Here is a 25,023-nt window from a genome sequence, read left to right on the forward strand (position 1 = left end):
GTATGAAGATTATAGAGATGAACGAACACACCACAGCTTTCAGTCCTATTGAGAGCGAAGAAGAATTGAAATTCGCCGTAGCATTTTTGGACATGTGGCAGAGAAGCCAGGAGCACGGCGTGAACTTTGAACAGGTGTTGAAAGATGCAATTCAACAAGCAACACCGAACGAGGATCGTAAATGGGTGAGTATCAAATGACTAACAGTTACGGATTGAAAACGCCTGAACAATGGCAACAAGAAAGTATTCTTGCCCTGCTGTTTCATTACGACCACGTAGAAGCCTGTTTCATGGCAGACGCTATCAAGGTGTTACCAGAAGATCACGACGTGAACAGAGCGGAGGAGTATTTAGAAAGCCTGATAGAATGGCTGTCTGGTAACACGGACGAAAGCGAAATGAGAAAGGCTATCGAGTGTTACAGCGTCAAAGGCAGCGAAGAGCAAACAGAATTTTTCTTAGGTGCAATTCTCGGAGATGAGTATTGAAAAAGGAAGAAGAGCTAATCACCAGCTTTATCTGGTGTGGTGCTACGGTGTGCGTTTATACGCAGGTAGTGAAGTTTGCAGGGACGACGATACAGCGTCATCTGTTACCGAGAAATTTACGCAATGCTGTTAATAGTGCTGTGCAGGATGCTGAGAACATCCCACACAGCGATCCGACAAACAACAAACCACCACGGAGAGTTAGTAATGTCAGACCATCAGATCATAACAATGAGCCTTCGATTACTGCAAGGGGAAAGCAGGTACGCCAGTACAGGAAAGGCTGATATACGTATTCGTGTTCCGGCGATGAAAGGTAGCCAACTGAAAGCCTTGCTTGATTACATACGCGCGTTGAAGTGAAGAAGCGGGGGGCGAGTTGCCGAGTCTGTACATAAATTTGTGTAATTGCCTGATTTTGATATGTTCAATCCAACATCAAAAGCAGGTTAATTTATGGACGAAAAACAGTTGCAGGCTCTGGCTAACGAACTGGCCAAAAATCTCAAAACCCCTGACGATCTCAACCAGTTCGATCGCCTGCTGAAGAAAATCAGCGTTGAGGCGGCTCTCAACGCCGAAATGTCCCACCATCTGGGCTACGATAAAAATCAGCCCAAACTGGGGGCTAATTCCCGTAACGAGTCTGTACATAAATTTGTGTAATTGCCTGATTTTGATATGTTCAATCCAACATCAAAAGCAGGTTAATTTATGGACGAAAAACAGTTGCAGGCTCTGGCTAACGAACTGGCCAAAAATCTCAAAACCCCTGACGATCTCAACCAGTTCGATCGCCTGCTGAAGAAAATCAGCGTTGAGGCGGCTCTCAACGCCGAAATGTCCCACCATCTGGGCTACGATAAAAATCAGCCCAAACTGGGGGCTAATTCCCGTAACGGCTATTCCACAAAGACCGTTACCACCGGCGATGGCCCTCTGGAACTACGTACCCCACGCGATCGTGATGGCTCCTTCGAACCCCAACTGGTGAAGAAAAACCAGACCCGCATTACCGGCATGGATAACCAGATTTTATCGTTGTATGCCAAAGGGATGACCACACGCGAGATCGCCGCCGCGTTCAAAGAGTTGTATGACGCGGATGTCTCACCCGCGCTGGTCTCAAAGGTCACCGATGCGGTCATGGAGCAGGTTGTCGAATGGCAAAATCGTCCGCTGGATGCAGTCTATCCCATTGTTTATCTTGACTGTATCGTCCTGAAAGTCCGACAGGATAGTCGTGTCATCAATAAATCAGTGTTCCTGGCGCTGGGCATTAATATCGAAGGCCAGAAAGAGTTGCTGGGGATGTGGCTGGCCGAAAATGAAGGGGCGAAGTTCTGGCTGAATGTGCTGACAGAATTGAAGAATCGTGGCCTGAACGATATCCTCATTGCCTGCGTTGACGGCCTGAAAGGTTTCCCGGACGCCATCAACGCGGTGTATCCGGAGGCCCGCATCCAGCTGTGCATCGTGCATATGGTGCGCAACAGCCTGCGGTTCGTCTCCTGGAAGGACTACAAAGCCGTCACCCGCGACCTGAAAGCGATTTACCAGGCACCGACGGAAGAAGCAGGCCAGCAGGCGCTGGAAGCGTTCGCCGCAGCCTGGGACAGCCGCTATCCGCAGATAAGCCGAAGCTGGCAGGCAAACTGGGCCAACCTGGCGACGTTCTTCGCTTACCCGGCAGACATCCGCAAAGTCATCTACACCACCAACGCCATAGAATCACTGAACAGCGTGATCCGGCATGCTATCAAAAAGCGTAAGGTGTTCCCGACGGACGACGCGGTGAAAAAGGTGGTGTGGCTGGCAATCCAGGCGGCCTCACAGAAATGGACGATGCCGCTGAGGGACTGGCGTATGGCAATGAGCCGCTTTATTATCGAGTTCGGTGACCGCCTGGACGGTCACTTCTGAGAAAAGGCATTTACACAGAATCGTGTACAGGGTCGAGTTGCCCCCTGACCTTATGCCTTGATTAGCCATTTAGGAGGGATTTCGAGCCATTTCTGACTCTCTTCATCGTAGAAAAATACATCATCTACACCGTGTTCAATCAGATTCACTGGTTTCTCACCTATCGGGAGAGACAACTCCTCAATAAGAACAGCCAAAACACTATTCACCTGATCATTGCCATCCCAGGCAACATTTTTTTCCATGTGTTTTCCATGAAATCCATAGCGGATACGTAACTGCTTGTTGGTCATTACCATCCCCCTACTGTTTGCATTGTCTTGGTACATTGATTCAACAAAATCTCGTTGCTCTCCAGTCAAGGCGAGTATCTCCAACAAAAGAGTTAACTCCCTTCGTATTGATTCCTTATCTGACATACCCACCCTTGAGTGATTAAGATTAATCTCAGGTTATACAGGGTGCAAAAATTGTGCAACTAACAGATTTTGGACAATAGAAGCCTAATGCCCGTTGGTGGTAAGACAACACGCGGAGCCGTTAGGCGACAACATCAGGGATATGTCAGACAGTGAAGTTTATCAGGATGACCATGTACCCGAAGGAGCGAGGCCGAACCGCTGGCAGAGCCTACATATCGTTTGTAGGTACGAACACCACCATAAACCTGTTTATTCCCTGCAACGTCATCAGCGACGTGTGGCATTTGGGAGCATCGGCAAAAAATGCGCTTCACTGTAAGCGTTTGGTATAGGTTTAGAGACGGTGGCACGTCTTCCAGCTTCAAAGGGAAAAGCGATACGAGGTTGAGCCTGGGAACTACTCGCCACTATGTGCTAACATACCAAAGCCATTAACAAACACAGTGGCTTTTGTACGTGATGAAGAATTGACATTTTCTACTGGTCAATGAGACGGAATTTTCACACTAACTCATTGATTTAAAAGAAAATAAGGTACTGAATGCCGAAGGCCGGACTCGAACCGGCACGTATTTCTACGGTTGATTTTGAATCAACTGCGTCTACCGATTTCGCCACTTCGGCACTGAAGGGGATGCGGAAACGTTGTGGATTATACCTGTCGCGCGCCGCCATGCAAGCGGCGACGCGCTAAACCTACGCTAAGTGTCCAAAAAACCAGCGCCCTGTCATTCTACCTCGGAAACCGCCAGCCGAATCACGCCTGCCGCCTTCTGCTCTGGCAGCGCCAGCACCTTCGCCCACATCTCCTGCACCATGTCGCAGGAGAGCTTCTCTTTGCCCACCGCCTTCTCCGGCATCTGCAGCAGCTGGATGTCCTCGCCGTACTTGTCGGCCAGTGTTTTCATAATCGGGCGGACATCCGTCACCGCGGCTTCGCGTTCTTCCGCGGTCACGGTGTGGCGGTTTTTGCCGTAGGCCGCGCGCATCATGTCGGCGTCGGCCTGCATGCGCCGCGTCATCAGGTCTTTATCCAGCATGCGCATCGGGTTGACGCCCCCTTTTACCGCCGGGTAGAGGAAGCGGAAACAGGCGTCGTCGCTCACCTTCTGGATGGCGGCGGTCTGCTCCATGTTGATCGTCATATAGTTCACCACGTTAGCGTCCGGCGCGTTTTGCAGGCGCGACATCTGCAGATGCAGGATCTGCGGCTGGATGATGTCGATAATCTTCTGTTCCGGCTCGCCGGCTTTTTGCAGGGCCGCCATCTGGTCAAGAATGCGCTGATGAAGCACAGGCTCCTGCTCTTTGATCACCTGCCAGGCGGGCATTGCGTTGAGGGTGGTATCAAGCTGCTGTTCGGGGGTGTGCTGGCGTTGTTTGTCGAAGTAGACCCAGAACGCCACGACGGCAGCCAGGAGAGTCACCACGACTATACGGATCCACGTTTTATTCATCTCGCATCCTTTTCTTTTCGCTATGCCGGTTTACACCGGCACGCCGCTGTGAAAGCGAAACTCATTGTCCGGTGTCGAGATAAGTGTGGCTTCAATTTCGCCAAAAAGCTGTATGCGCGGTGAGATATCGTCGTCGCTCACCTGTTGGGCAAGCGTCAGGTAGTCCTGATAGTGGCGCGCTTCCGAGCGCAGCAGCGACAGATAGAACTTCTGCAGGTCGTCGTCGAGGAACGGGGCCAGCGCGGCGAAACGCTCGCAGGAGCGGGCTTCGATGTAGGCACCGCAGATGAGCTTGTCGATAAGCGTCAGCGGTTCGTGCGTGCGCACCGCTTTCAGCATCCCTTTGGCGTAGCGGCTGGCGGTGATTTTGACGTACGGAATGTCGCGCGCCAGCATCGCCTCGCGCACCTGCCAGAAGTGGTGCAGCTCTTCTTTGATCAGCAGCACCATGCTGTCGATAAGCGCCTGGCCCCACGGGTCGTCGGTTTTGGGCATGACGCTTTTGCCAATCTGCTTGTGCAGGGCCACAAAATCCGGTTCCGGGCCTTCGCGGAAGGTGAACGCTTCGTAGGGTTTGAGCCAGTCGAGCAGCGCGTCGGCACCGCTTTCATCGGCGACGTATTTGCGCACCAGCAGCAGCGCGGTCTGGGCGGCCTTGAGCTCGCACACCATGTGGTCGGTGAGCAGCAGCGGCAGGTTCGCCGGGTCGCGGGCGTGATCAATCCATGCTTGTGGGGTCGGGCACTGGAGGAAGGTAAGAACGGGGGCGAGTATCTGCGGGTAATCCATGGTTCTGCCTTGAAAAAGCGGTGGCACGCGCCACCGCCTGAAACGCTTAGTGACGCACGCCGTCGTCGTCTTCGTCGATGAAATCTTCGTCGTCGCCTTCTTCGCCGTCTTCACCGTTCGGATCTTCGAAGTAGGTTCCCCAGCCGTCGTATTCCACTTCAAACTTCTCGGCCAGGTTCATCAGCTGTTCGACCTGAGCGTCGATCAGTTCTGCTTTCAGCGCGCCTTCGCTCAGAATATCGCAGCAGATGACGGTGTCGCCCTCTTCCACTTCCAGCTCTTCCGGCTCGGTCACTTCGTAACCCAGTTTGAAAGCTTCTACCGCCAGTTTTTCCAGCGCGTCAAAATCGTCAGCAGAGAAATGGTGCTCGATGGTGTACAGCGCGTCCGGATCGCTACCGTCTTCCAGCAGTTCTTCGATAATCAGGCGCGTCTCTTCGCGTTGCTCTTCCAGGTGTTCCGGGTTTGCCATGGCTCATTCCTCTTTAAAGTGCGGCAGATACTTCTATTTTCACACACGGACGGGTTTGCCTCCACCTTTGTTGGAAAGATTTGTGAAACGGGGTTGCAAATGAATAATTACACATATAAAGTGAATTTTAATTCAATAAGTGGCGTTTGCCATGTGAGGATAAAATGTCTGATCTGTACAAGAAACACTTTCTGAAATTGCTCGATTTTACCCCTGCACAGCTCAATTCCCTGCTGACCCTTGCCGCTCAGCTTAAAGCCGATAAAAAAAAGGGTAAGGAAGTACAAAAGCTTACTGGCAAAAACATCGCGCTCATCTTCGAAAAAGACTCAACCCGTACACGATGCTCTTTCGAAGTTGCCGCATTTGACCAGGGCGCGCGCGTCACGTATTTAGGGCCGAGCGGCAGCCAGATTGGGCATAAAGAATCAATTAAGGACACCGCGCGGGTACTCGGGCGGATGTACGATGGCATTCAGTATCGCGGTCACGGTCAGGACGTGGTCGAAACGCTGGCGCAGTATGCGGGCGTGCCGGTGTGGAACGGGCTGACCAACGAGTTCCACCCGACGCAGCTGCTGGCGGACCTGCTGACCATGCAGGAGCACCTGCCGGGCAAAGCGTTTAACGAGATGACGCTGGTTTATGCGGGCGATGCGCGTAACAACATGGGTAACTCGATGCTGGAAGCGGCAGCGTTAACCGGGCTGGATCTGCGTCTGGTGGCACCGAAAGCCTGCTGGCCGGAAGAGCGCCTGGTGGCGGAGTGCAGCGCGCTGGCGGAGAAGAATGGCGGGAAGATCACCCTGACGGAAGAGGTCGCGGCCGGCGTGAAAGGGGCGGACTTCATCTATACCGATGTGTGGGTGTCGATGGGCGAGGCCAAAGAGAAGTGGGCCGAGCGGATTGCCCTGCTGCGCGGGTATCAGGTGAACGCGCAGATGATGGCGCTGACCGGTAACCCGGACGTGAAGTTCCTGCACTGTCTGCCGGCATTCCATGACGACCAGACCACGCTGGGTAAGCAGATGGCGAAAGAGTTCGATCTGCACGGCGGGATGGAAGTGACGGACGAGGTGTTTGAATCGGCGGCGAGCATTGTGTTTGACCAGGCAGAAAACCGGATGCATACCATTAAGGCGGTGATGGTGGCGACGCTTGGGGAGTGATCCTCTGCGGTCTGGTGCCCTCACCCCGGCCCTCTTCCACCGGGAGAGGGCGTAAACCGGCGCCACTTCATTGATTTTTCCGCCTGAAAAAGGTACGTTTTCGCCTTAATTCCTGCGTGGACATACCAGCATTATGCCGATTATTCAGTCTGTTGAACGTGCGTTGCAGATCCTCGACCTGTTTAACGAGCAGGCCACCGAGCTTAAGATCACCGACATCAGCAAACTGATGGGGCTGAGCAAAAGTACCCTCCACTCGCTGCTGAAAACCCTGCAGCTTCACGGCTATATCGATCAGAACCCGGAAAACGGTAAATATCGCCTCGGCATGAAGCTGGTTGAGCGCGGCCATTTTGTGGTGGGCTCAATCGATATTCGTCAGAAGGCGAAAGGCTGGCTGACGGAGCTGTCGCAGCGTACCGGGCAGACCACCCATCTGGGGATCCTGGACGGTCGTGAAGGCGTTTATATCGAGAAGATTGAAGGCAAGCTGGCGGCTATCGCCTATTCACGCATTGGTCGTCGGCTGCCGGTTCACGCCACCGCCATCGGCAAGGTGTTGATTGCCTGGCTTGGCGAGGCCGAGCTGAACGCCCTGCTTGAGGGCTATCAGTACACCACCTATACCCCTTCCACCCTTGCCTCCCGCGACGCGTTGCTGGAGGCCCTCGCCAAGACCCGCGAGCAGGGTTACGCCTTCGACCGCGAAGAGAACGAGCAGGGCGTGCGCTGCGTGGCGGTACCGGTGTGGAACCATGAATCCCGCGTGATTGCCGCCCTGAGTCTGTCGACGCTGACGTCGCGGGTGGATGACGCCGAACTGGCCAGCTTCCGCGAGCAGCTTCAGCAGGCCGGGCTCCAGCTCTCACGCGCGCTGGGTTACCCGGCCTGAGCCGCTATTTCGCGGCCGGTTCGTAGGTGAAGTAATCAAAGTCAGCGTGGCAGCCGTCACCGCTGATGTCTTCGCAGTGCAGGCCGACAAACGCGCCGGTAAAGAAGCCGCGGCCGCCGATGTAGTCATCCGACAGTTTCCACGCTTCATACGTCACCGGCACGGTGTGCCACGTGTCACCGTCAAACGAGTAGCTGTAGCGGTAAACCAGGGTGTCGACGTCAACCCGTAACCAGATGCTCTCTGCGCTGTCCGGTACCGGGATTGGCTGTTCATGCAGCGGCCACGACGGCACGTTGTGGTCAAGCTGGATCACTTTGATCGTTCTGCCCTGCCCCTCTTCGTAGTCCACAAAGCAGTAGCTCCAGTTTTTACAGTTGTAGTAGCAGGTCAGCCCGGCGCTCTGCTGGAAGTGAACCGGCGAGAACTGCATGCGCGTCTCTGCCCGGAAGGCGAAGTGCTGCCAGCGGCGTGCCACGGTCGACTGGGTAAAGGTCGAGTTAAGCGAGTCGTTGCCGTAAAGCCGCAAATACCCCGGGCGCACGCTGAGCGAGCCGAGGGTGTCGTCGAACGGAATGCGCAGGGTCTGCAGCTCCGGGTCAAGCGTGCTGCCGTCGAAATCCTCCCGCCAGCTGTCCCGGGAGGCGGCGGGCTGCTCCGCTATCTGCGGGGCGGGGACGGTCAGCTGCGCGTGTTTGCCGCCCTCAACGTACGGCCAGCCGTCGCGCCATTCGATGCGCGCAATGCCGGTCTCGCGTCCCAGCGGGCAGTAGCCGCGCCCGCCCGAGGCCAGCAGCGGTATACCCGGCAGGCGCAGCGGTCGGCTGGTGAGGTAGGCCATATACCACTCCCCGGTGTGGGTCTGCAGCAGCGAGCCGTGGCCGCTCTTCTGCAGCGGGTTCTCCGGCAGATGCCAGCTGGTCATCATCGTCACGTCCGGATGCAGTTCGTACGGCCCGTCGAGCGTTTTTGAGCGCAGCACCACCACCGCGTGTTCATAGCTGGTGCCGCCTTCGGCGACCATCAGGTAGTACCAGCCCTCTTTACGATAAAGGTGCGCCCCTTCGGTGTAGCAGAGCGGCGTGCCGGTAAACAGGGTTTTGCGCTCGGGCGAAAGGGTGCCGGTCTGCGGGTCAAACTCCTGCATCACGATGGTGTTATGCGGGTTACTGTGATGGCGCGGCCCCCACGGGCGGTAGAGGTAGTATTTGCGGCCATCGTCGTCGTGGAACAGCGACGGGTCAAACCCTCCGTTGCCCATCGGGATCGGTTCGCTCCACGGCCCCTCGATGGAGGGCGCAGTGACGAGGAAGTTACGGCCATTTTTCCACGGCGAATCGACAATTTTCACGTCGGTGTACAGCAGCCAGAATTGGCCATCGGCGTAGCTCAGGCACGGCGCCCAGATGCCGCCGGAGTCCGGGTTGCCCTTCATGTCCAGCATCGACACCCTGTCCAGCGGCGTGCTGACCAGCGACCAGTTCTTCATGTCGCGGGAGTGGTAGATGCGCACGCCCGGAAACCATTCAAACGTCGAGGTGGCGATGTAGTAATCCTCCCCCTGACGGCACAGGGACGGGTCAGGGTTGAAGCCGGTGAGGATCGGGTTTGTTATCGTTGTCATGTTGCCTCCTGTTAATGGGATGCGGCTGTCGCAGCGTCGGGCACGGCGTCACCCTGCGTTGCACGGTGCTTAATCAGCTGCTGGCTGATGGCCGCCACGCGGGCGTCGGTGAGTTTGTAGAACGACAGCATGATGAACATGCCCACGTAGAGCACCACCGGCACCACGCAGAACAGAATTTTAATGGTGGTCAGCACTTCGACCGGCTGCACGCTGCTGCTGGCGGAGTAGTTCACATACGCCAGGATCCAGCCCACCACCGCGCCGCCAATCGCCAGACCGATCTTCAGGCTGAACAGGTAGGTGGAGAACACCAGCCCGTCGAGGCGGCGTCCACTGCGGCTCTCCTCGTAATCCACCACGTCAGAGGCCATCAGCCACTGCAGAGGCGTGGTGGTGTTAAAGACGAACAGGAACAGAATGTTAAGGGCGAAAATCAGGGCGATATGTTCGGCCGGGATGAAGAAAATCAGCAGGCTGATCAGGGAGTAGGCCACGATTATCCACTTGAAGGCGGTCACCCGGTCAAAGCGCCCCAGCAGGCGGGATGAGCAGAGCGAACCAAACATGGTGGCGAGGCTGCCGTAAAGCAGAAACTGCGTCGCCATCTCCGGGTGATCCATGACGTATTTCACGAAGTAGAGCGTCGCCCCGCCGCGGACCACGTTGGAGCAGGTCGCCATCATCTTGAACGCACACATAATGCGCCACTGGGTATTGCCGAACAGAAGCTTGAGGTCTTTCGACACCGACGACCCCGGCTGCACCTCAAAGGTGTAGCGCTCTTTGGTGGTGAAGAAGCAGACGTAGAGCAGCACCACGCCGCTCAACCCCAGCACGCACATGGCGCCGAAATAGCCGACCTGCTCATCACCTTTACCAATGATGCTCACCAGCGGCAGGGCAATGCCACTGATGGCCAGCGATCCCGCCGCCGCGAGGAAAAAGCGCCAGGACTGCAGCGCGTGGCGCTCTTTCGGGTCAGCGGTGATGACGCCCGGCATGGCGCAGTAAGGGACGTTAACGAAGGTGTAAACCAGGGTCAGCAGAATGTAGGTTATGCAGGCGTAGATGATTTTACCCTGCGCGGAGAAGTCCGGCGTGTAGAAGGTCAGCACGCAGACAATCCCAAACGGGATCGCGCCCCACAGCAGGAACGGGCGGAACTGGCCGTGACGCGTGCGGGTGCGGTCAACCAGCAGCCCCATCAGCGGATCGGTGACGGCATCCAACACGCGGGAAACTAAAAACAGCGTCCCCATAATGCCCGCCGACAGGCCAAACACGTCGGTATAGAAATAGGCCAGCAGGAACATGGTGGCCTGCCAGACAAAGCCGCAGGCGGTGTCACCCAGCCCGTAGCCAATTTTATCTTTCATGGTTAATTGCATCATTACCCCCAACGGCAGTACGTGGAACAGTGCAAACGCCAGGGTCCTGATTCAGGCAAATAAATGCCCGGTGCATCATCAGGAATACACCCTTATTTCGTGTGCTGAATTCACAACATCGTGTTAATAGAGTGTAATTAAGTGTTCAATTAACCGACAATGGTCATATCTTATTTCTGAATTATGATATTTTGCTTTTGTGACGCCACTCGACATCCTGATATCATTTAAAGACCTTGCTTTTCATGTAATTAGATTATTTACGCAATAATAAAAAACAGACATGCAAAAGCCGTCCACGGAATATTTTCCGTAGACGACAAGAGCCAGAAATATAATTAAAGACCGAGCGCTTTTTTACCGGCGTTAATTACCTCGATGATTTTATCGGTGTCATAAATACACCCTTTCCAGGTGCCGCCGCTCACCGACTGCAGAGCCGCCCACAGGCGGGTATCGTCCGGTAAAAATGCATGGGCGTGCAGGTCAGGATGCACCGGACGCGACGCCAGCACGCGCGCCCCCTCTTCCGGCGTCAGCGGCTGTTCCGCCGTGCCGATAAAGTTAACGCTGCCCGTTAAGGACAGGCGGTCGACGCTGATCTCAATGATATCGTTGTCGCGCAGCTTGCCGATGGGGCCACCTGCCAGCGCTTCCGGCGACACATGGCCGAAGCACGCCCCGGTGGATACCCCCGAGAAGCGCGCATCGGTGATCAGCGAGACCGTCTTGCCCCACGAGATATGTTTCAGTGCGGAGGTCAGCTGGTAGGTCTCTTCCATGCCGGTGCCGGACGGGCCTCCGCCAATCACCACCATAATATCGCCCTGCTGGATCGCCTCCTGCTTGATGGCCTTAATAGCCTGCGCTTCAGAGACAAACACCCGCACCCGTCCGGTATGGCGGTAAACGCCATCGTCATCCACAACAGACGGGTCGATGGCCGTGGCTTTGATCACCGACCCTTCGGGCGCGATATTGCCGGTCGGGAAGCAGACCGTCGAGGTCAGGCCTTTCGCGTGGGCGCGTTCAGGCGGCAGGATCACGTCATCCGGATCGACGCCGTCCTGCTCGCGCAGGCACTGACGAAAACGCGCCCGACGCGCTGAGTTTTCCCACCAGTCGAGGTTCTCCCCGACCGTCTGGCCGGTAACGGTCATGGCATCTTCGTGCAGCAGGCCCAGCTTGCGCAGATGAAGCATCACCTCCGGCACGCCGCCCGCCAGGAAAGCACGCACCGTCGGGTGGTAGTCCGGGCCGTTTGGCAGCACGCTCACCAGACGCGGAACCTTACGGTTGATGCGCGTCCAGTGCGCCACATCCGGAATGGTGCAGCCCGCCGCATGGGCAATCGCCGGGATGTGCAGCAGCAGGTTGGTGGAGCCGCCAAACGCCGCGTGAAGCACCATGGCGTTTTCAATGGCTTTGTCGGTCAGGATATCGCGGGTCGTGATCCCCCGGTTATCCAGCTCGCTCACCGCCCGCGCAGACTGACGGGCAATCTCCAGCCACACGGCCTGCCCGGACGGGGCGAGCGCGGAGTGCGGCAGCGCCAGACCCAGCGCTTCGGCCACCACCTGTGACGTTCCCGCGGTGCCGAGAAACTGACAGCCGCCGCCGGGTGATGCGCAGGCGCGGCACCCCAGCTCGGCAGCCTCCTGCAGCGACAGCTCATGGTTAGCGAAACGCGCACCAATGGTCTGCACTTTTCCGGCATCTTCCCCCACGGTCGGCGGCAGCGTCGCCCCACCCGGCACCAGAATGGTCGGCAGATCATGCATGGAGGCCAGCGCAATCATGGTCGCGGGCAGCCCTTTATCGCAGGTTGCCACGCCGATCACCGCGCGCCGCGTCGGCAGGGAGCGGATCAGACGACGAAACACGATCGCCGCGTCATTACGGTACGGCAGGGAGTCGAACATGCCGTGGGTGCCCTGAGAGCGTCCGTCGCACGGATCGCTGACGAAGGCCGCAAACGGGATCCCACCATTACGGGTGATCTCCTTCGCCGCCGCCTGCATCTGCATGCCAATCTCCCAGTGCCCGGTGTGGTAGCCCAGTGCAACAGGTCGCCCGTCCCCGGCGCGAATGCCGCCCTGCGTACCGATAATCAGCACCTCTTTGCCGGTCAGCTTGTTGGCGTCCCAGCCCATACCGGCGTTTTGCGTCATACCAAACAGATTACCGCTGGGGGATTCCATCAGCATTTGCGGCGTCAGCGGCAGCGCCCCCTGCGGCCCGGCCGCATGGGTGATGACGGCATAAAACGCATCGTCCTGTGGGGTGAAAATTTTCTCAATGGTCATCGTCGTCTTCCGGCTCAGCAGAGCTTGAGCTGTTGCAACAGGGTTTTCAGCTGCGCCTTACGCGGTTCATCCAGTGGCGACGCGGGCGGCAGCACGTATGTGGAGATCGGGCGGCCGCACAGCACAATCGCCTCTTTAATGACGTTCACAAACGGCGTATCAAGCTGATACATCTGCGGTATTTGCAGCAGGACCTGGTGGTATTCGGCCGCCTTCGCCACCTCCTGGTCACGCCAGGCCTTCAGCAGATTCACCGACACCTGCGGAGCAAAGTTACCGCTGGCCGAGATCGCGCCATCGCCCCCCAGCAGCAGCGTATTAAACAGATGATCGTCATAGCCGCACAGCACCGTGAAGTGTGGATGGGCAGATTTGACGGTGTGGATCATGCTGCGCAGATGGGCGACGGAATCGATCGTGTCTTTGATGCCGACAATATTGCTCCGCGAGTCGGCCAGGGTTTTGACCAGCGCCGGAGTCAGATCCTGCCCGGTCAGCGCCGGGAAGTTATACAGCATTACCGGCAGCGTGACGCTGTCTGCCACCTGTTCGAAATAGCGGATCAGATTCGCTTCGGACACTTTCCAGTAGTACGGGTTGATCACCACGATCCCGTCGGCGCCGGCCTGCTGCGCATGCTGGCTCAGTTCAAGGGTTTCCCGGGCGTTGGTGCCACCGGTGCCAATCAGCACCGGCACCCGGCGATCGACATGATCGATAGCAAACCGGGCAATGGTTTTACGCTCTTCGGCGCTTAGCTGGGAGAACTCGCCGCCACTGCCCAAAAAGAACAGGCCATCGACGCCTGCGGCGATCAGGTCGTCGATCAACGCGGCGGTGCCGTGTTTATCAAGCTGTCCATCGGCGGTAAAGAGGGTGGAGACAGGGGGAATGACTCCCGTGAACAACGCGGTCTGCGGCATGAGATCTCCTTGCTGAATTATTTTGTTCTACATTATAGAACAGCGTTCATTAATTTAACGATCATACTATGACGCAGAAAAAGCGCAGGTAAATGGGAGGCGATGAGGGAGTGCGGAAAATATAAGCTGGATCACATAATGACGGGCTGCGGCCTGATGCTTTCACCCTCTCCCACCGGAAGAGGGAACGTTTCACCCTTCGCTTACGCTAACAGGGCTTACCCCACCAGCATTTTCACCACCACTTTACGCACCTTCGCAGGCGCGCCCACCGTGCACAGCGGCTTGTGCACTTCACCCGGATAGAACACCACAAAATCACCTTCACTTAACACCACCGTTTTCTCCTGCCCGCCCTCGGGCAAAAACGCGATGTCTTTATCCGCCAGCCAGTCGGTGTCCGGCGTACCGTGCGGCAGGGTGCTGAAGGTCATCCCCTCCTGGCCTTTCATGATTATCTGAATATCCAGATAGCGGGCGTGATACTCAGCGCGGCGCTCGGCAAATGGCTGGGTCATATCTTCAGACACCAGATAAAACAGGCTGTTGCCGTCGATGTCGTGTTTGCCGCAGGGGGTAGCATCGGTAACGTGCGCCTTGACGTACTCGATAGCCTGACGCAGTTCTTCAGGTAGCCAGGACTGCAGATGATGGATGTTGCCAGCGATCATAAATAAACCCTCAATATAAAACATCGTTTCATTTTAATCTTTTATACGAGAATTCAGACTGTCCTACCACCGCTTTTTCGATGAGTTTTGCGCGAGCGCATGTTTATCGGGAAATGTGTTACTCCACTGTTAATCGCTCACAGGCATTTATGCAGTCTTTATGCATAACCTCAGCCCTCCGCTTTCAGGCCGTGATGCTAACTTACTGATCGTATACGCTTCATAGCAAAACTCACTGTGACTTCACACTTTATCATTTTGGTAATTTGCTATTAAATCCCATAATTATTTATTGATTTTTCTTAAGTCAAAAATAGTTAATGGATAATAGTGCATAGTCATTCTGCGCGCCGTTTAATTATCATTAAAATCAATACCATAACTAAATATGTCAAAACATTAAATTCTACAAAATAATAACAACTCCAAATAATGCCAACGGATCCTGCTTAGCTATTCACCCGCAAATATAATCAAATTAATCATTATCTGATACGAATCATGCAAATGAAAACAAACTCCTTAATAGCCATTTTCACGTGAGCGACGTCACAATATTCATTATTTAAGCGCCTACTATAAATCTCGAAATCAATTGAGCTTAGCCGCCATGTAAATAAAGACATCACATGGCGCATGCCCTTTTTATTCTGAAAAACAGTTAAAGGAATAATTATGGAAAAGCATTACGTCGGTTCTGAAATTGGTCAATTGCGTAGCGTTATGCTGCACCGCCCAAATTTAAGTCTGAAACGTTTAACGCCATCGAACTGCCAGGAGCTGCTATTCGATGATGTGCTCTCGGTTGAGCGGGCGGGTGAAGAGCATGACATCTTCGCTAACACCCTGCGCGAACAGGGTGTGGAAGTCCTGCTGTTGACCGACCTTCTCACGCAAACCCTTGATATTGCAGAGGCCAAAACCTGGCTGCTGGAGACGCAAATCTCTGACTATCGCCTCGGGCCAACCTTTGCCGGCGACGTGCGCGGCTGGCTGGCAGATATGCCACACCGCGAACTGGCACGCAGATTAAGCGGCGGATTAACCTACGGTGAAATTCCGGCTGCCTTTAAAAATATGGTGGTGGATACCCACACGGCAAATGATTTTATTATGAAGCCACTGCCTAACCATTTATTTACCCGCGATACCTCGTGCTGGATTTATAACGGCGTGTCAATTAACCCGATGGCCAAAGCGGCCCGCCAGCGTGAAACCAATAATCTCCGGGCCATATATCGCTGGCACCCTGCATTTGCCGATGGCGATTTTATTAAGTATTTCGGCGATGAAAACATTAATTACGACCACGCCACGTTAGAGGGCGGCGACGTATTAGTCATTGGCCGCGGCGCAGTGTTAATCGGCATGTCTGAACGCACCACGCCGCAGGGCGTTGAGTTCCTCGCCAATAGCCTGTTCAAACACCGCCAGGCCGAGCGCGTCATCGCTGTGGAACTGCCAAAACACCGCTCCTGCATGCACCTCGATACCGTCATGACCCACATCGACGTGGACACCTTCTCCGTCTACCCGGAAGTGGTGCGCAAAGACGCTCAGTGCTGGACGCTCACCCCGGACGGCCGCGGTGGCCTGCTGCGCACCCAGGAAACGGATCTGCTGCACGCCATTGAAAAAGCGCTCGGCATTAATCAGGTACGCCTGATCACCACCGGCGGCGACGCCTTTGAAGCCGAACGCGAACAGTGGAATGACGCGAATAACGTGCTGACCATCCGCCCGGGCGTGGTGATTGGCTACGAGCGTAACGTCTGGACCAACGAGAAATATGACAAAGCGGGTATCACCGTGCTGCCTATCCCGGGTGACGAACTGGGACGCGGCCGCGGCGGCGCGCGCTGCATGAGCTGCCCACTGGAACGCGACGGAATTTAAAGGAGCCATCATGGAACGAAAACCCACTCTGGTTGTGGCGCTTGGCGGTAACGCATTGCTGAAACGCGGCGAGCCGCTGGAAGCGGAGATCCAGCGCAAGAACATCGAGCTAGCGGCCCGCACCATCGCCGGGCTGACGGAACAGTGGCGCGTGGTACTGGTTCACGGCAACGGACCACAGGTTGGGCTGCTGGCGCTGCAAAATAGCGCGTACGACAAAGTCACCCCCTACCCGCTGGACATCCTCGGTGCCGAAAGTCAGGGAATGATCGGCTACATGCTCCAGCAGGCGCTGAAAAACAATCTGCCCCAGCGTGAGGTGAGCGTCCTGCTCACCCAGGTGGAAGTGGACGCCGCCGATCCGGCATTTACTAACCCGACCAAATACATCGGCCCGGTCTACAGCGAAGCCCAGGCAAAAACGCTGCAGGCGGAGAAAGGCTGGGTGTTCAAGGCCGACGGCAGCTATTTCCGCCGGGTGGTTCCCTCTCCACAGCCGAAACGCATCGTTGAGAGCGACGCCATCACGGCACTGATACAGCGCGATCACCTGGTGATCTGCAACGGCGGCGGCGGCGTGCCGGTGGTGGAAAACGCCAATGGGTATCACGGCATTGAAGCGGTGATCGACAAAGACCTCTCTGCCGCCCTGCTGGCGCGCCAGATTGAAGCCGATGCCCTGCTGATCCTGACCGATGCCGACGCGGTGTACCTCGACTGGGGCAAACCAACCCAGCGTCCGCTGGCACAGGTCACGCCGGAACTGCTCAGGGGCATGCAGTTTGACGCCGGTTCGATGGGGCCAAAAGTGGCCGCCTGCCGCGAGTTTGTCGAGGCCTGCAACGGCATCGCCGGGATCGGCGCGCTGGCCGACGGGGCAGACATTCTGGCGGGCGAGAAAGGCACGTTGATTCGCCACTGAACCGTATTTTCCCCTCACCTTCCCTCTCTCACTGTGGGCGAGGGTCGGGGTGAGGGCACCAGACAACACCATTTTAAAAGGGACGACCCAATGACCATCAATCTGAAAAACCGTAATTTCCTCAAACTGCTGGACTACACCCCGGCAGAAATCCAGTACCTGATCGACCTGGCCATCGAACTCAAAGCCGCCAAAAAAGCCGGACGTGAAAAACAAACCCTGGCCGGGAAAAACATCGCCCTGATTTTTGAAAAAACGTCCACGCGCACCCGCTGCGCCTTTGAAGTCGGTGCCTTCGACCAGGGCGCACAGGTGACCTACCTCGGCCCAAGCGGCTCGCAGATTGGCCACAAGGAGTCGATGAAAGACACCGCCCGCGTGCTGGGGCGGATGTACGACGGCATCGAGTATCGCGGCTACGGCCAGGCCATTGTGGAAGAGCTGGGCCAGTACGCGGGCGTGCCGGTGTGGAACGGCCTGACCGACGAGTTTCACCCCACTCAGATCCTCGCCGACCTGATGACCATGCTGGAGCATGCTCCGGGCAAAACCCTGCCGGACCTGAGCTTTGCCTACCTTGGCGACGCGCGGAACAACATGGGCAACTCCCTGATGGTCGGTGCCGCCAAAATGGGGATGGATATCCGCCTCGTCGCACCGAAATCGTTCTGGCCGGAAGCCGGGCTGGTTGAGCAGTGCCGCGCCATCGCCAAAGAGACCGGCGCACGCATCACGCTCACCGACGACGTGGAGGAAGGCGTACACGGTGCCGATTTCCTCTACACCGACGTGTGGGTCTCGATGGGCGAGCCGAAAGAGGCCTGGGCCGAGCGCGTCAGCCTGATGAAGCCTTACCAGATTAACGCCCAGGTGATGAAAGCCACTGGCAACCCGAACGTCAAGTTCATGCACTGCCTGCCGGCGTTCCACAACGAACACACCAAAGTCGGCCGTGAAATCGAGATGGCCTACGGTCTGAAAGGGCTGGAGGTGACGGAAGAGGTCTTCGAATCACCGAACTCAATCGTCTTTGACGAAGCAGAGAACCGCATGCACACCATTAAAGCGGTCATGGTGGCGACACTCGGCGACTAATCACCGCCCGGCGCGCCACGGGGTGCGCCGGGTACAGGAGAACATCATGGGCAAGTTCAAGTTTCCCTCCGCTTACACCATTCTCTTTTTTCTGATTGCCGTTGTGGCGGCACTGAGCTGGGTCGTACCTGCCGGTCAGTATCAGATGGCAATGAATGAAACCCTCGGTAAAGAAGTGCCGATTGCCGGAACGTACGCGCACGTGGCGGCGCATCCGCAGGGGCTGGTTTCCGTACTGATGGCCCCCATTGCCGGGCTGTACGATCCCGTTTCCGGCCAGGCCGGGGCGATCGACGTCGCGCTGTTTATCCTGATCATCGGGGGATTTCTCGGGATCGTCACCAAAACCGGGGCGATCGACGCCGGGATCGAGCGCGTAACCACCCGCCTTCGCGGACGTGAAGAGTGGATGATCCCGATCCTGATGGCGCTGTTCGCGGCTGGCGGCACCATTTACGGCATGGCCGAAGAGTCCCTGCCCTTTTATACCCTGCTGGTCCCGGTGATGCTGGCCGCCCGTTTCGATCCGGTTGTCGCCGCATCCACCGTGCTGCTCGGGGCGGGGATCGGCACGCTCGGCTCCACCATCAACCCGTTTGCCACGGTGATCGCCGCTAACGCCGCCGGGATCCCGTTCACCAACGGTATCGCCCTGCGCGTGGCGCTGCTGGTGATCGGCTGGATCATTTGCGTGGCATGGGTGATGCGCTATGCCCGTAAAGTGCGTCTGGATCCGTCATGCTCCATCGTCGCAGACAAGCAGGAAGAGAACCTCGCCCACTTCCTCGGCAATAAAGGCGAGCAGTCGCTGGAATTTACCCCGGTGCGCAAAATCATTCTGCTGATCTTCGCCCTCGCCTTCGCGGTGATGATCTACGGCGTAGCGGTGCTGGGCTGGTGGATGGCGGAGATCTCGGCGGTATTTTTGGCCAGCGCCATTATCGTCGGGCTGATTGCCCGCATGAGCGAAGAGGAGCTGACCTCGACGTTTATCAACGGCGCGCGAGATTTGCTGGGCGTCGCGCTGATTATCGGCATTGCGCGCGGTATCGTAGTCATTATGGATAAGGGCATGATTACCCACACCATTTTGCACAGCGCGGAAGGGCTGGTCAGCGGGTTGTCCACGGTGGCGTTTATCAACGTGATGTACTGGCTTGAGGTCGTGCTGTCGTTTCTTGTGCCTTCTTCGTCCGGCCTGGCCGTTCTGACGATGCCGATCATGGCACCCCTTGCTGATTTCGCTAACGTCAACCGCGACCTGGTGGTTACGGCTTACCAGTCGGCCTCCGGCATCGTTAACCTGGTCACGCCGACCTCAGCGGTTGTGATGGGCGGTCTGGCGATTGCCCGTGTGCCTTACGTGCGTTACCTGAAATGGGTTGCGCCGCTGCTGGCGATCCTGACGGTGGTGATTATGGTGGCGTTAAGCCTGGGTGCCTTGTTGTAATTTGCCGGCTGGCACTGCGCCTGTCCGGCCTACGGACCGGTGCGGTGCCACCGGTTATGTCGGGAACTGATATGGGAAATATGATGGATTACGAAGACTGCTCTCCCAGAGAACAACTGCAGCTAACGGTATGCCAGCAGCTGATCGCCGAAAAGAGTTATCTCTCCCAGGAAGAAATCCGCCGCGATTTGCAGGAGAGAGGGTTTGACAGCATCAGCCAGTCGACCGTTTCGCGTCTGCTGAAATTGCTCGGTGTCATAAAAATTCGAAATGCCAAAGGGCTAAAGATTTATTCGTTGAATCCTCAGTTGCGCCCTGCCCCCGATGCCGCGCGTACCGTTTCCGAAATGGTGGTGAGCGTGGAGCATAATAGCGAATTTATCCTTGTTCATACCGTGGCCGGATATGGCCGTGCGGTGGCGCGAATTCTGGATTATCACCAGTTACCGGAAATTTTAGGTGTGGTTGCCGGAAGCAGTATCGTCTGGGTCGCTCCCCGGGTGGTGAAGCGTACTGCGCTGGTGCATAAACAAATTAATTATTTACTCAGAACGAATTAATATTCATAAAGAACCGTTTGCATTGAGTAAAGTGTGCATTAAACCCCTTGATCCGAAAATCGAGCTGCGTATAATGCCCGACAATTTGCCGGGAGGAAGCATGGTCAAGCGTGTACGACATAACGTCTTACCGCGTCTGAAATCAGACGCTGGACTGCCGTTTTTCTTCCCGTTGCACAATCTATTCCCAGAGCCCCTCATTTGAGGGGCTTTTTTTTGCCCGGCGTCAGGAGATAAACATGAATCCGCTTTATCAAAAACACATCATTTCCATAAACGACCTCAGCCGCGAAGAGCTGGAACTGGTTCTGGAAACCGCGGCAAAACTGAAGGCAAATCCGCAACCGGAACTGCTGAAGCACAAGGTGATTGCGAGCTGCTTCTTCGAAGCGTCGACCCGCACCCGCCTCTCCTTCGAAACCTCCATGCACCGCCTCGGCGCGAGCGTGGTGGGGTTTTCAGACAGCAGCAACACCTCGCTGGGTAAAAAAGGCGAAACGCTGGCGGATACCATTTCAGTTATCAGTACCTACGTTGACGCGATTGTGATGCGCCACCCGCAGGAAGGCGCGGCGCGTCTGGCGACCGAATTTTCCGGCGGTATTCCGGTGCTGAACGCCGGAGACGGGGCCAACCAGCATCCGACACAGACCCTGCTTGATCTGTTCACCATTCAGGAAACGCAGGGCCGTCTGGAAAACCTGAACATCGCCATGGTGGGCGACCTGAAATATGGCCGCACCGTTCACTCGCTGACCCAGGCGCTGGCGAAATTTAACGGCAACCACTTCTTCTTCATCGCGCCGGACGCGCTGGCAATGCCGCAGTACATCCTCGACATGCTGGACGAAAAAGGGATCCCGTGGAGTCTGCATGCCAGCATCGAAGAGGTGATGGGCAACGTCGATATTCTGTATATGACCCGCGTACAAAAAGAGCGTCTGGATCCGTCTGAATACGCCAACGTGAAGGCACAGTTTGTGCTGCGCGCCAGCGACCTCGACGGCGCACGCGAGAATATGAAGGTGCTGCACCCGCTGCCGCGTATCGATGAGATCACCACCGACGTGGATAAAACGCCGCACGCCTGGTACTTCCAGCAGGCCGGAAACGGCATCTTCGCCCGCCAGGCGTTACTGGCACTGGTTCTGAATCGCGAATTGGCTCTGTAAGGGGAAACGACAATGACACACGATAACAAACTCCAGGTTGAAGCCATCAAACGTGGCACCGTGATTGACCACATCCCTGCCCAGATCGGCTTTAAGCTGCTGACGCTGTTCAAGCTGACCGAAACCGACCAGCGCATCACCATCGGCCTGAACCTGCCGTCGGGTGAAATGGGCCGCAAAGACCTGATCAAGATTGAAAACACCTTCCTGACCGACGAGCAGGTTAACCAGCTCTCTCTGTACGCGCCGGATGCCACCGTGAACCGCATTGACGAGTACGAAGTGGTCGGTAAATCCCGTCCTAATCTGCCGGATCGCATTGAAAATGTGCTGGTCTGCCCGAACAGCAACTGCATCAGTCATGCTGAGCCGGTTTCGTCCAGTTTTGCAGTGAAAAAACGTGCCGATGACATCGCACTCAAATGCAAATACTGCGAAAAAGAGTTTTCTCATTATGTGGTGCTGGCCAACTAATTGAGGTTGGTAAAGGATCCCGGCCTCCCTATAATGGCCGGGAACATTTAATCAGCTGTTATTCTGGAGAAATCATGACCAAAGTACTCGCGACGGAAAATGCACCAGCGGCTATCGGCCCATACGTTCAGGGCGTTGATCTGGGTAGCATGATTATTACCTCTGGCCAGATCCCGGTGAACCCAAAAACGGGTGAAGTGCCAGAAGACGTGGCGGCGCAGGCGCGTCAGTCGCTGGAAAACGTACAGGCTATCGTGGAGTCTGCGGGTCTGAAAGTGGGCGACATCGTGAAAACCACCGTGTTCGTGAAAGATCTGAACGATTTCGCGACCGTTAACGCCACGTACGAAGCGTTCTTCACTGAGCACAACGCCACTTTCCCTGCACGCTCCTGTGTGGAAGTTGCGCGTCTGCCTAAAGACGTGAAAATTGAAATCGAAGCGATCGCCGTACGTCGCTAAGTTTCAGTCAGGGGCAGCCGAGGCTGCCTTTGCGCCCGGCAGGCAACGCGCTACCGGGCGTTTTGCTACTGATTCCGCGTCGCCCGTAGCAGCGTTTCCAGCGGATACACCGCCGCAATCACCACTTCATCCTGTATTTTCGCCGCGTTATCCAGCTCGCCCTGAATAGAGGCAATTTCGTTGTCATCCAGCGTCCCCTGACGCGCCACCAGATCCGTCAGCCGCAGGCCAATCGAGGCCAGCTTATCCACCTCCTGAATGACCGGTTTAATCGCCTTCAGTGCGTAGCTGTTTTCACTTAATGCCAGCGCATCGCTGGTGTTGCTTTGCCAGCGGTTGAAGACGTGGCGCAGCGCGTCGGCGCTTTCCGTGTCTTCCGCGTCGCTGACCAGGCGGTCAGCCCATTTATTCATCTGGCGCACCGTGGCACTTTCGGCGTTGAGCGCATCAGCAAACCGGTTGAGCGGTTCGAACTGATGGTAATTTCCGGCCTGGAACTTAAGGTGCTGACGGGTGTAATACTGCGCCGGCTCGATTGCCTGCGCGAGGATTTGCAGCGGAAGGGTATCGGCGTTATTCGCCAGACGCGTGAACTGCACCTGCTGCTGAGTATGCTGCTGCAGCCCGACCGAGACCGTCGACCAGCTGTCCATCGCCTGCAGGCGGGTGTACATATTGTCGACATCGTTAACGTCCTGCGCGGACCATAACCGCTCCGCCACCGCAAAGGTGCGCGGCCACAGGCGGATATCCAGCACCGGTGCGACCACGTTTTCCGCCCACAGCGCGGCTTCCCCGCCGAGCAGGTTCACCTGATTAGCGGCGTCCGGTACCACCGGCGGGATGCCTTTGGGGATATCGTCCAGGCGCTTGCCGCTAATGGGATAGCGGGCATTGCCCACCAGGAAATAGCCGCTCAGCTTATCGTTGTCCACCGACACCACCGGGCGCGTTTCGCCCATCCAGGTATCGACGGTAAACGTCACCTGATTGTCGTCGCGCCACGCAATATCCTGTACCGCACGACGGGATTTCCCGGCGAAATCAATAAATCCACGCCAGCCGGAATCCCCTTTCACCAGGGTGAAGCTCCCCTCCACCGGCTTGCCTTTCAGACGCGGCATGGTGAATGACCAGCTTTGAGCGCTGTCGGTGTCGCCAATCACATCCTCGCCGTTTAACCCCTGCGGCACAATTTCATTGCGGTAGTGATAGGCGGTGGACTGGGGCTGATCGAGGTAAAAGCCGGTCGAGAGAATGCCTTTATAGCCCTTCTGCGCCACCTGCCCCAGCGCGTCCTGGCCCTGCCAGGACTGGATCAAGATGCTTTTTGGCAGATCAGGATGAGCAATCTCATCCCAGCCCACCATCTGCCGGTGGTGTTTTTCGAGGATATTTTCCAGCTTGCGATTGAAATAGGCCTGCAGGGCATGGCTGTCTGCCAGTGTGTTGTCGCGCATAAACTGCTGAATGGCGGCGTTCGCTTTCCACTGGGTGTCATCCACCTCATCGCCGCCAATATGCAGATACGGATCGGGGAAGATCGCCGCCAGTTCACTGACCATCGCCTCCGCAAACTGATAGGTCGCCGCTTTTGTCGGATCCAGGACCGGTTTCAGCACGCCCCAGTGGCGTTCCATCACATACGGTCCCGGGGCGCTCATCAGTTCCGGGTAGGCCACGGCAATCGCCGAGGCGTGGCCCGGCATGTCGATCTCCGGCACCACGCGGATGCCGCGTTCGGTGGCATAGCGCACAACGTCGCGCATCTGTTCCGGCGTGTAAAACAGCCCGTCGCTGGCGAGCTGCGTGAGCTTTGGATAGCGTGTCGAGCTGAAGCGCCAGCCCTGATCGTCGGTCAAGTGCCAGTGCAGCACGTTGAGTTTTGCCGCCGCCATACCGTCAATCTGCCGTTTGATATCCGGCAGCGGGATAAAGTGTCGTGCCGAGTCAAGCAGCAGCCCACGCCACGGGAAACGGGGGGAATCCTCAATAGTGACCCACGGCAGAGAGGTGTTTTCCGCCCCGTTTTGTATCAGCTGGAGCAGGGTTTCCATGGCGCGCAGCGCGCCAAAACGGGTGTTGGCGGTGATATCCACGCCACTGGCATCGACCGTAAGCGTATAGCCCTCATCGCTGTCCGGCAGCGGCTGCGGCTTCACTTTTTTGGTAATAGCAATGCGGATGGTGGGCTTGTCCGGTTTAACGGCCTGCGGTTGTAGCGTCCAGCCGGTTTGCAGGGCGATGCGCTGGCGCAGACGGTTGACCGCGTCGCCGAGGTCGTCTCCGGTAACGCTGACGGAAAGGGTGTTGTTGAGTACCAGTGCGCCCTGCGTTGCGGGACGTTCAACCTTCGCAGGCCAGGGCATCAGGGGAAGGTCGCCTGCCGGAGCGGCAAACGCTGACGCGCCGAGCATCAGCCCGGCGGTTAAGAGACTGTACCGTAACATGAATGTTCCTTATC

The 25,023-nt window shown here is 56.5% G+C and carries 25 protein-coding genes, 1 tRNA gene and 1 pseudogene; 16 read left to right on the plus strand and 11 right to left on the minus strand.

The window, feature by feature from the left end; genetic code table 11:
- Positions 1-2: 2 nt before the first annotated feature.
- The 4 genes and pseudogenes from HV157_RS11625 (at position 3) to HV157_RS11640 (ending at position 2,413) form a co-directional block, all read left to right on the plus strand.
- On the plus strand, positions 3-200 hold the full coding sequence (locus HV157_RS11625; protein ID WP_023304379.1) for a hypothetical protein: 198 nt from the start codon (positions 3-5) through the stop codon (positions 198-200).
- Positions 182-490, plus strand: coding sequence for a hypothetical protein (locus HV157_RS11630; RefSeq protein ID WP_180238192.1), 309 nt, complete (start codon positions 182-184; stop codon positions 488-490). Before HV157_RS11625 ends, HV157_RS11630 begins: the two co-directional genes overlap by 19 nt.
- Positions 491-946: 456 nt before the next feature.
- Positions 947-1,132: pseudogene (locus HV157_RS11635) on the plus strand (IS256 family transposase); the annotation flags it as partial.
- 72 nt (positions 1,133-1,204) lie between these two features.
- The gene (locus HV157_RS11640; protein WP_015386429.1) at positions 1,205-2,413 is read left to right on the plus strand and encodes an IS256 family transposase; all 1,209 of its coding nucleotides are present in this window, start codon (positions 1,205-1,207) and stop codon (positions 2,411-2,413) included.
- A gap of 50 nt (positions 2,414-2,463) precedes the next feature.
- Here the strand turns inward: HV157_RS11640 and HV157_RS11645 are convergent, their stop codons facing one another.
- The 5 genes from HV157_RS11645 to rraB all read right to left on the minus strand — a co-directional run bounded on the left by HV157_RS11645 (position 2,464) and on the right by rraB (position 5,553).
- Positions 2,464-2,832: a hypothetical protein gene (locus tag HV157_RS11645; RefSeq protein ID WP_029497222.1), complete on the minus strand. Its 369-nt coding sequence runs from the start codon at positions 2,830-2,832 to the stop codon at positions 2,464-2,466.
- Positions 2,833-3,377: 545 nt separating this feature from the next.
- A tRNA-Leu gene (locus HV157_RS11650) sits at positions 3,378-3,459 on the minus strand.
- Between the two features lie 104 nt (positions 3,460-3,563).
- The gene (locus HV157_RS11655) at positions 3,564-4,292 is read right to left on the minus strand and encodes a topoisomerase II (RefSeq protein ID WP_182268160.1); all 729 of its coding nucleotides are present in this window, start codon (positions 4,290-4,292) and stop codon (positions 3,564-3,566) included.
- A gap of 30 nt (positions 4,293-4,322) precedes the next feature.
- Complete coding sequence (gene miaE / locus HV157_RS11660) at positions 4,323-5,081, minus strand: tRNA isopentenyl-2-thiomethyl-A-37 hydroxylase MiaE (RefSeq protein WP_079231460.1); 759 nt, start codon at positions 5,079-5,081, stop codon at positions 4,323-4,325.
- Positions 5,082-5,127: 46 nt separating this feature from the next.
- Entirely contained in the window at positions 5,128-5,553 is a 426-nt protein-coding gene (gene rraB / locus HV157_RS11665; protein WP_014168417.1) for a ribonuclease E inhibitor RraB, read from the minus strand.
- A gap of 99 nt (positions 5,554-5,652) precedes the next feature.
- Between rraB and HV157_RS26085 the strand changes: the two genes are divergently transcribed.
- The 3 genes from HV157_RS26085 (at position 5,653) to xynR (ending at position 7,614) form a co-directional block, all read left to right on the plus strand.
- Complete coding sequence (locus HV157_RS26085; protein WP_215723726.1) at positions 5,653-5,748, plus strand: hypothetical protein; 96 nt, start codon at positions 5,653-5,655, stop codon at positions 5,746-5,748.
- Complete coding sequence (argF, locus tag HV157_RS11670; protein ID WP_032679528.1) at positions 5,718-6,722, plus strand: ornithine carbamoyltransferase; 1,005 nt, start codon at positions 5,718-5,720, stop codon at positions 6,720-6,722. The genes HV157_RS26085 and argF (HV157_RS11670) overlap by 31 nt, the downstream gene beginning before the upstream one ends.
- Before the next feature lie 133 nt (positions 6,723-6,855).
- Positions 6,856-7,614, plus strand: a complete 759-nt coding sequence (xynR, locus tag HV157_RS11675) for a DNA-binding transcriptional repressor XynR (RefSeq protein WP_025205733.1) — start codon at positions 6,856-6,858, stop codon at positions 7,612-7,614.
- A 4-nt stretch (positions 7,615-7,618) separates the two neighbouring features.
- Here xynR and HV157_RS11680 read toward each other — a convergent pair whose 3' ends face one another.
- The 5 genes from HV157_RS11680 to HV157_RS11700 all read right to left on the minus strand — a co-directional run bounded on the left by HV157_RS11680 (position 7,619) and on the right by HV157_RS11700 (position 14,529).
- The gene (locus HV157_RS11680; RefSeq protein WP_182268159.1) at positions 7,619-9,238 is read right to left on the minus strand and encodes a glycoside hydrolase family 43 protein; all 1,620 of its coding nucleotides are present in this window, start codon (positions 9,236-9,238) and stop codon (positions 7,619-7,621) included.
- Between the two features lie 11 nt (positions 9,239-9,249).
- A complete protein-coding gene (locus HV157_RS11685; protein ID WP_072126504.1) occupies positions 9,250-10,632 on the minus strand; it encodes an MFS transporter in 1,383 nt (460 codons plus the stop codon).
- A gap of 335 nt (positions 10,633-10,967) precedes the next feature.
- Positions 10,968-12,935, minus strand: a complete 1,968-nt coding sequence (gene yagF / locus HV157_RS11690; protein WP_025205737.1) for a xylonate dehydratase YagF — start codon at positions 12,933-12,935, stop codon at positions 10,968-10,970.
- A gap of 14 nt (positions 12,936-12,949) precedes the next feature.
- Positions 12,950-13,858 (minus strand): 2-keto-3-deoxygluconate aldolase, encoded by a 909-nt coding sequence (gene yagE, locus HV157_RS11695; RefSeq protein ID WP_182268158.1) that lies wholly within the window; start codon positions 13,856-13,858, stop codon positions 12,950-12,952.
- A 218-nt stretch (positions 13,859-14,076) separates the two neighbouring features.
- Complete coding sequence (locus tag HV157_RS11700) at positions 14,077-14,529, minus strand: YhcH/YjgK/YiaL family protein (protein ID WP_182268157.1); 453 nt, start codon at positions 14,527-14,529, stop codon at positions 14,077-14,079.
- Between the two features lie 675 nt (positions 14,530-15,204).
- Here HV157_RS11700 and arcA point away from each other — a divergent pair.
- The 9 genes from arcA to ridA all read left to right on the plus strand — a co-directional run bounded on the left by arcA (position 15,205) and on the right by ridA (position 22,559).
- Positions 15,205-16,425, plus strand: coding sequence for an arginine deiminase (gene arcA, locus HV157_RS11705; protein WP_020885388.1), 1,221 nt, complete (start codon positions 15,205-15,207; stop codon positions 16,423-16,425).
- Between the two features lie 10 nt (positions 16,426-16,435).
- Positions 16,436-17,347, plus strand: coding sequence for a carbamate kinase (arcC, locus tag HV157_RS11710; RefSeq protein ID WP_182268156.1), 912 nt, complete (start codon positions 16,436-16,438; stop codon positions 17,345-17,347).
- Between the two features lie 90 nt (positions 17,348-17,437).
- Positions 17,438-18,442, plus strand: coding sequence for an ornithine carbamoyltransferase (gene argF / locus HV157_RS11715; protein WP_182268155.1), 1,005 nt, complete (start codon positions 17,438-17,440; stop codon positions 18,440-18,442).
- Between the two features lie 46 nt (positions 18,443-18,488).
- A complete protein-coding gene (locus tag HV157_RS11720; protein ID WP_020885390.1) occupies positions 18,489-19,892 on the plus strand; it encodes a YfcC family protein in 1,404 nt (467 codons plus the stop codon).
- Positions 19,893-19,972: 80 nt separating this feature from the next.
- Complete coding sequence (locus HV157_RS11725) at positions 19,973-20,452, plus strand: ArgR family transcriptional regulator (RefSeq protein ID WP_025205741.1); 480 nt, start codon at positions 19,973-19,975, stop codon at positions 20,450-20,452.
- Between the two features lie 100 nt (positions 20,453-20,552).
- Positions 20,553-20,657 (plus strand): pyrBI operon leader peptide, encoded by a 105-nt coding sequence (locus HV157_RS11730; protein WP_168769597.1) that lies wholly within the window; start codon positions 20,553-20,555, stop codon positions 20,655-20,657.
- A 34-nt stretch (positions 20,658-20,691) separates the two neighbouring features.
- Positions 20,692-21,624 carry an aspartate carbamoyltransferase gene (pyrB, locus tag HV157_RS11735; protein WP_014168402.1) on the plus strand — a complete coding sequence of 311 codons (933 nt, stop codon included), beginning with the start codon at positions 20,692-20,694 and terminating at the stop codon, positions 21,622-21,624.
- 12 nt (positions 21,625-21,636) lie between these two features.
- Positions 21,637-22,098 carry an aspartate carbamoyltransferase regulatory subunit gene (pyrI, locus tag HV157_RS11740; protein WP_025205744.1) on the plus strand — a complete coding sequence of 154 codons (462 nt, stop codon included), beginning with the start codon at positions 21,637-21,639 and terminating at the stop codon, positions 22,096-22,098.
- Between the two features lie 74 nt (positions 22,099-22,172).
- The gene (gene ridA / locus HV157_RS11745) at positions 22,173-22,559 is read left to right on the plus strand and encodes a 2-iminobutanoate/2-iminopropanoate deaminase (protein WP_014168399.1); all 387 of its coding nucleotides are present in this window, start codon (positions 22,173-22,175) and stop codon (positions 22,557-22,559) included.
- A gap of 65 nt (positions 22,560-22,624) precedes the next feature.
- Here ridA and HV157_RS11750 read toward each other — a convergent pair whose 3' ends face one another.
- Positions 22,625-25,009 carry a family 20 glycosylhydrolase gene (locus HV157_RS11750; RefSeq protein ID WP_182268154.1) on the minus strand — a complete coding sequence of 795 codons (2,385 nt, stop codon included), beginning with the start codon at positions 25,007-25,009 and terminating at the stop codon, positions 22,625-22,627.
- Between the last annotated feature and the right edge of the window lie 14 nt (positions 25,010-25,023).

Source organism: Enterobacter sp. RHBSTW-00318 (assembly GCF_014101375.1).
In the GTDB taxonomy this organism is placed as follows: Bacteria; Pseudomonadota; Gammaproteobacteria; order Enterobacterales; family Enterobacteriaceae; genus Enterobacter; species Enterobacter ludwigii.

Coding starts and splice junctions, on each gene's coding strand:
- HV157_RS11625 (WP_023304379.1), top strand. CDS start 3: ATGAAGATTATAGAGATGAACGAACACACCACAGCTTTCAGTCCTATT.
- HV157_RS11630 (WP_180238192.1), top strand. CDS start 182: ATGGGTGAGTATCAAATGACTAACAGTTACGGATTGAAAACGCCTGAA.
- HV157_RS11640 (WP_015386429.1), top strand. CDS start 1,205: ATGGACGAAAAACAGTTGCAGGCTCTGGCTAACGAACTGGCCAAAAAT.
- HV157_RS11645 (WP_029497222.1), bottom strand. CDS start 2,832: ATGTCAGATAAGGAATCAATACGAAGGGAGTTAACTCTTTTGTTGGAG.
- HV157_RS11655 (WP_182268160.1), bottom strand. CDS start 4,292: ATGAATAAAACGTGGATCCGTATAGTCGTGGTGACTCTCCTGGCTGCC.
- miaE (WP_079231460.1), bottom strand. CDS start 5,081: ATGGATTACCCGCAGATACTCGCCCCCGTTCTTACCTTCCTCCAGTGC.
- rraB (WP_014168417.1), bottom strand. CDS start 5,553: ATGGCAAACCCGGAACACCTGGAAGAGCAACGCGAAGAGACGCGCCTG.
- HV157_RS26085 (WP_215723726.1), top strand. CDS start 5,653: ATGAATAATTACACATATAAAGTGAATTTTAATTCAATAAGTGGCGTT.
- argF (WP_032679528.1), top strand. CDS start 5,718: ATGTCTGATCTGTACAAGAAACACTTTCTGAAATTGCTCGATTTTACC.
- xynR (WP_025205733.1), top strand. CDS start 6,856: ATGCCGATTATTCAGTCTGTTGAACGTGCGTTGCAGATCCTCGACCTG.
- HV157_RS11680 (WP_182268159.1), bottom strand. CDS start 9,238: ATGACAACGATAACAAACCCGATCCTCACCGGCTTCAACCCTGACCCG.
- HV157_RS11685 (WP_072126504.1), bottom strand. CDS start 10,632: ATGATGCAATTAACCATGAAAGATAAAATTGGCTACGGGCTGGGTGAC.
- yagF (WP_025205737.1), bottom strand. CDS start 12,935: ATGACCATTGAGAAAATTTTCACCCCACAGGACGATGCGTTTTATGCC.
- yagE (WP_182268158.1), bottom strand. CDS start 13,858: ATGCCGCAGACCGCGTTGTTCACGGGAGTCATTCCCCCTGTCTCCACC.
- HV157_RS11700 (WP_182268157.1), bottom strand. CDS start 14,529: ATGATCGCTGGCAACATCCATCATCTGCAGTCCTGGCTACCTGAAGAA.
- arcA (WP_020885388.1), top strand. CDS start 15,205: ATGGAAAAGCATTACGTCGGTTCTGAAATTGGTCAATTGCGTAGCGTT.
- arcC (WP_182268156.1), top strand. CDS start 16,436: ATGGAACGAAAACCCACTCTGGTTGTGGCGCTTGGCGGTAACGCATTG.
- argF (WP_182268155.1), top strand. CDS start 17,438: ATGACCATCAATCTGAAAAACCGTAATTTCCTCAAACTGCTGGACTAC.
- HV157_RS11720 (WP_020885390.1), top strand. CDS start 18,489: ATGGGCAAGTTCAAGTTTCCCTCCGCTTACACCATTCTCTTTTTTCTG.
- HV157_RS11725 (WP_025205741.1), top strand. CDS start 19,973: ATGATGGATTACGAAGACTGCTCTCCCAGAGAACAACTGCAGCTAACG.
- HV157_RS11730 (WP_168769597.1), top strand. CDS start 20,553: ATGGTCAAGCGTGTACGACATAACGTCTTACCGCGTCTGAAATCAGAC.
- pyrB (WP_014168402.1), top strand. CDS start 20,692: ATGAATCCGCTTTATCAAAAACACATCATTTCCATAAACGACCTCAGC.
- pyrI (WP_025205744.1), top strand. CDS start 21,637: ATGACACACGATAACAAACTCCAGGTTGAAGCCATCAAACGTGGCACC.
- ridA (WP_014168399.1), top strand. CDS start 22,173: ATGACCAAAGTACTCGCGACGGAAAATGCACCAGCGGCTATCGGCCCA.
- HV157_RS11750 (WP_182268154.1), bottom strand. CDS start 25,009: ATGTTACGGTACAGTCTCTTAACCGCCGGGCTGATGCTCGGCGCGTCA.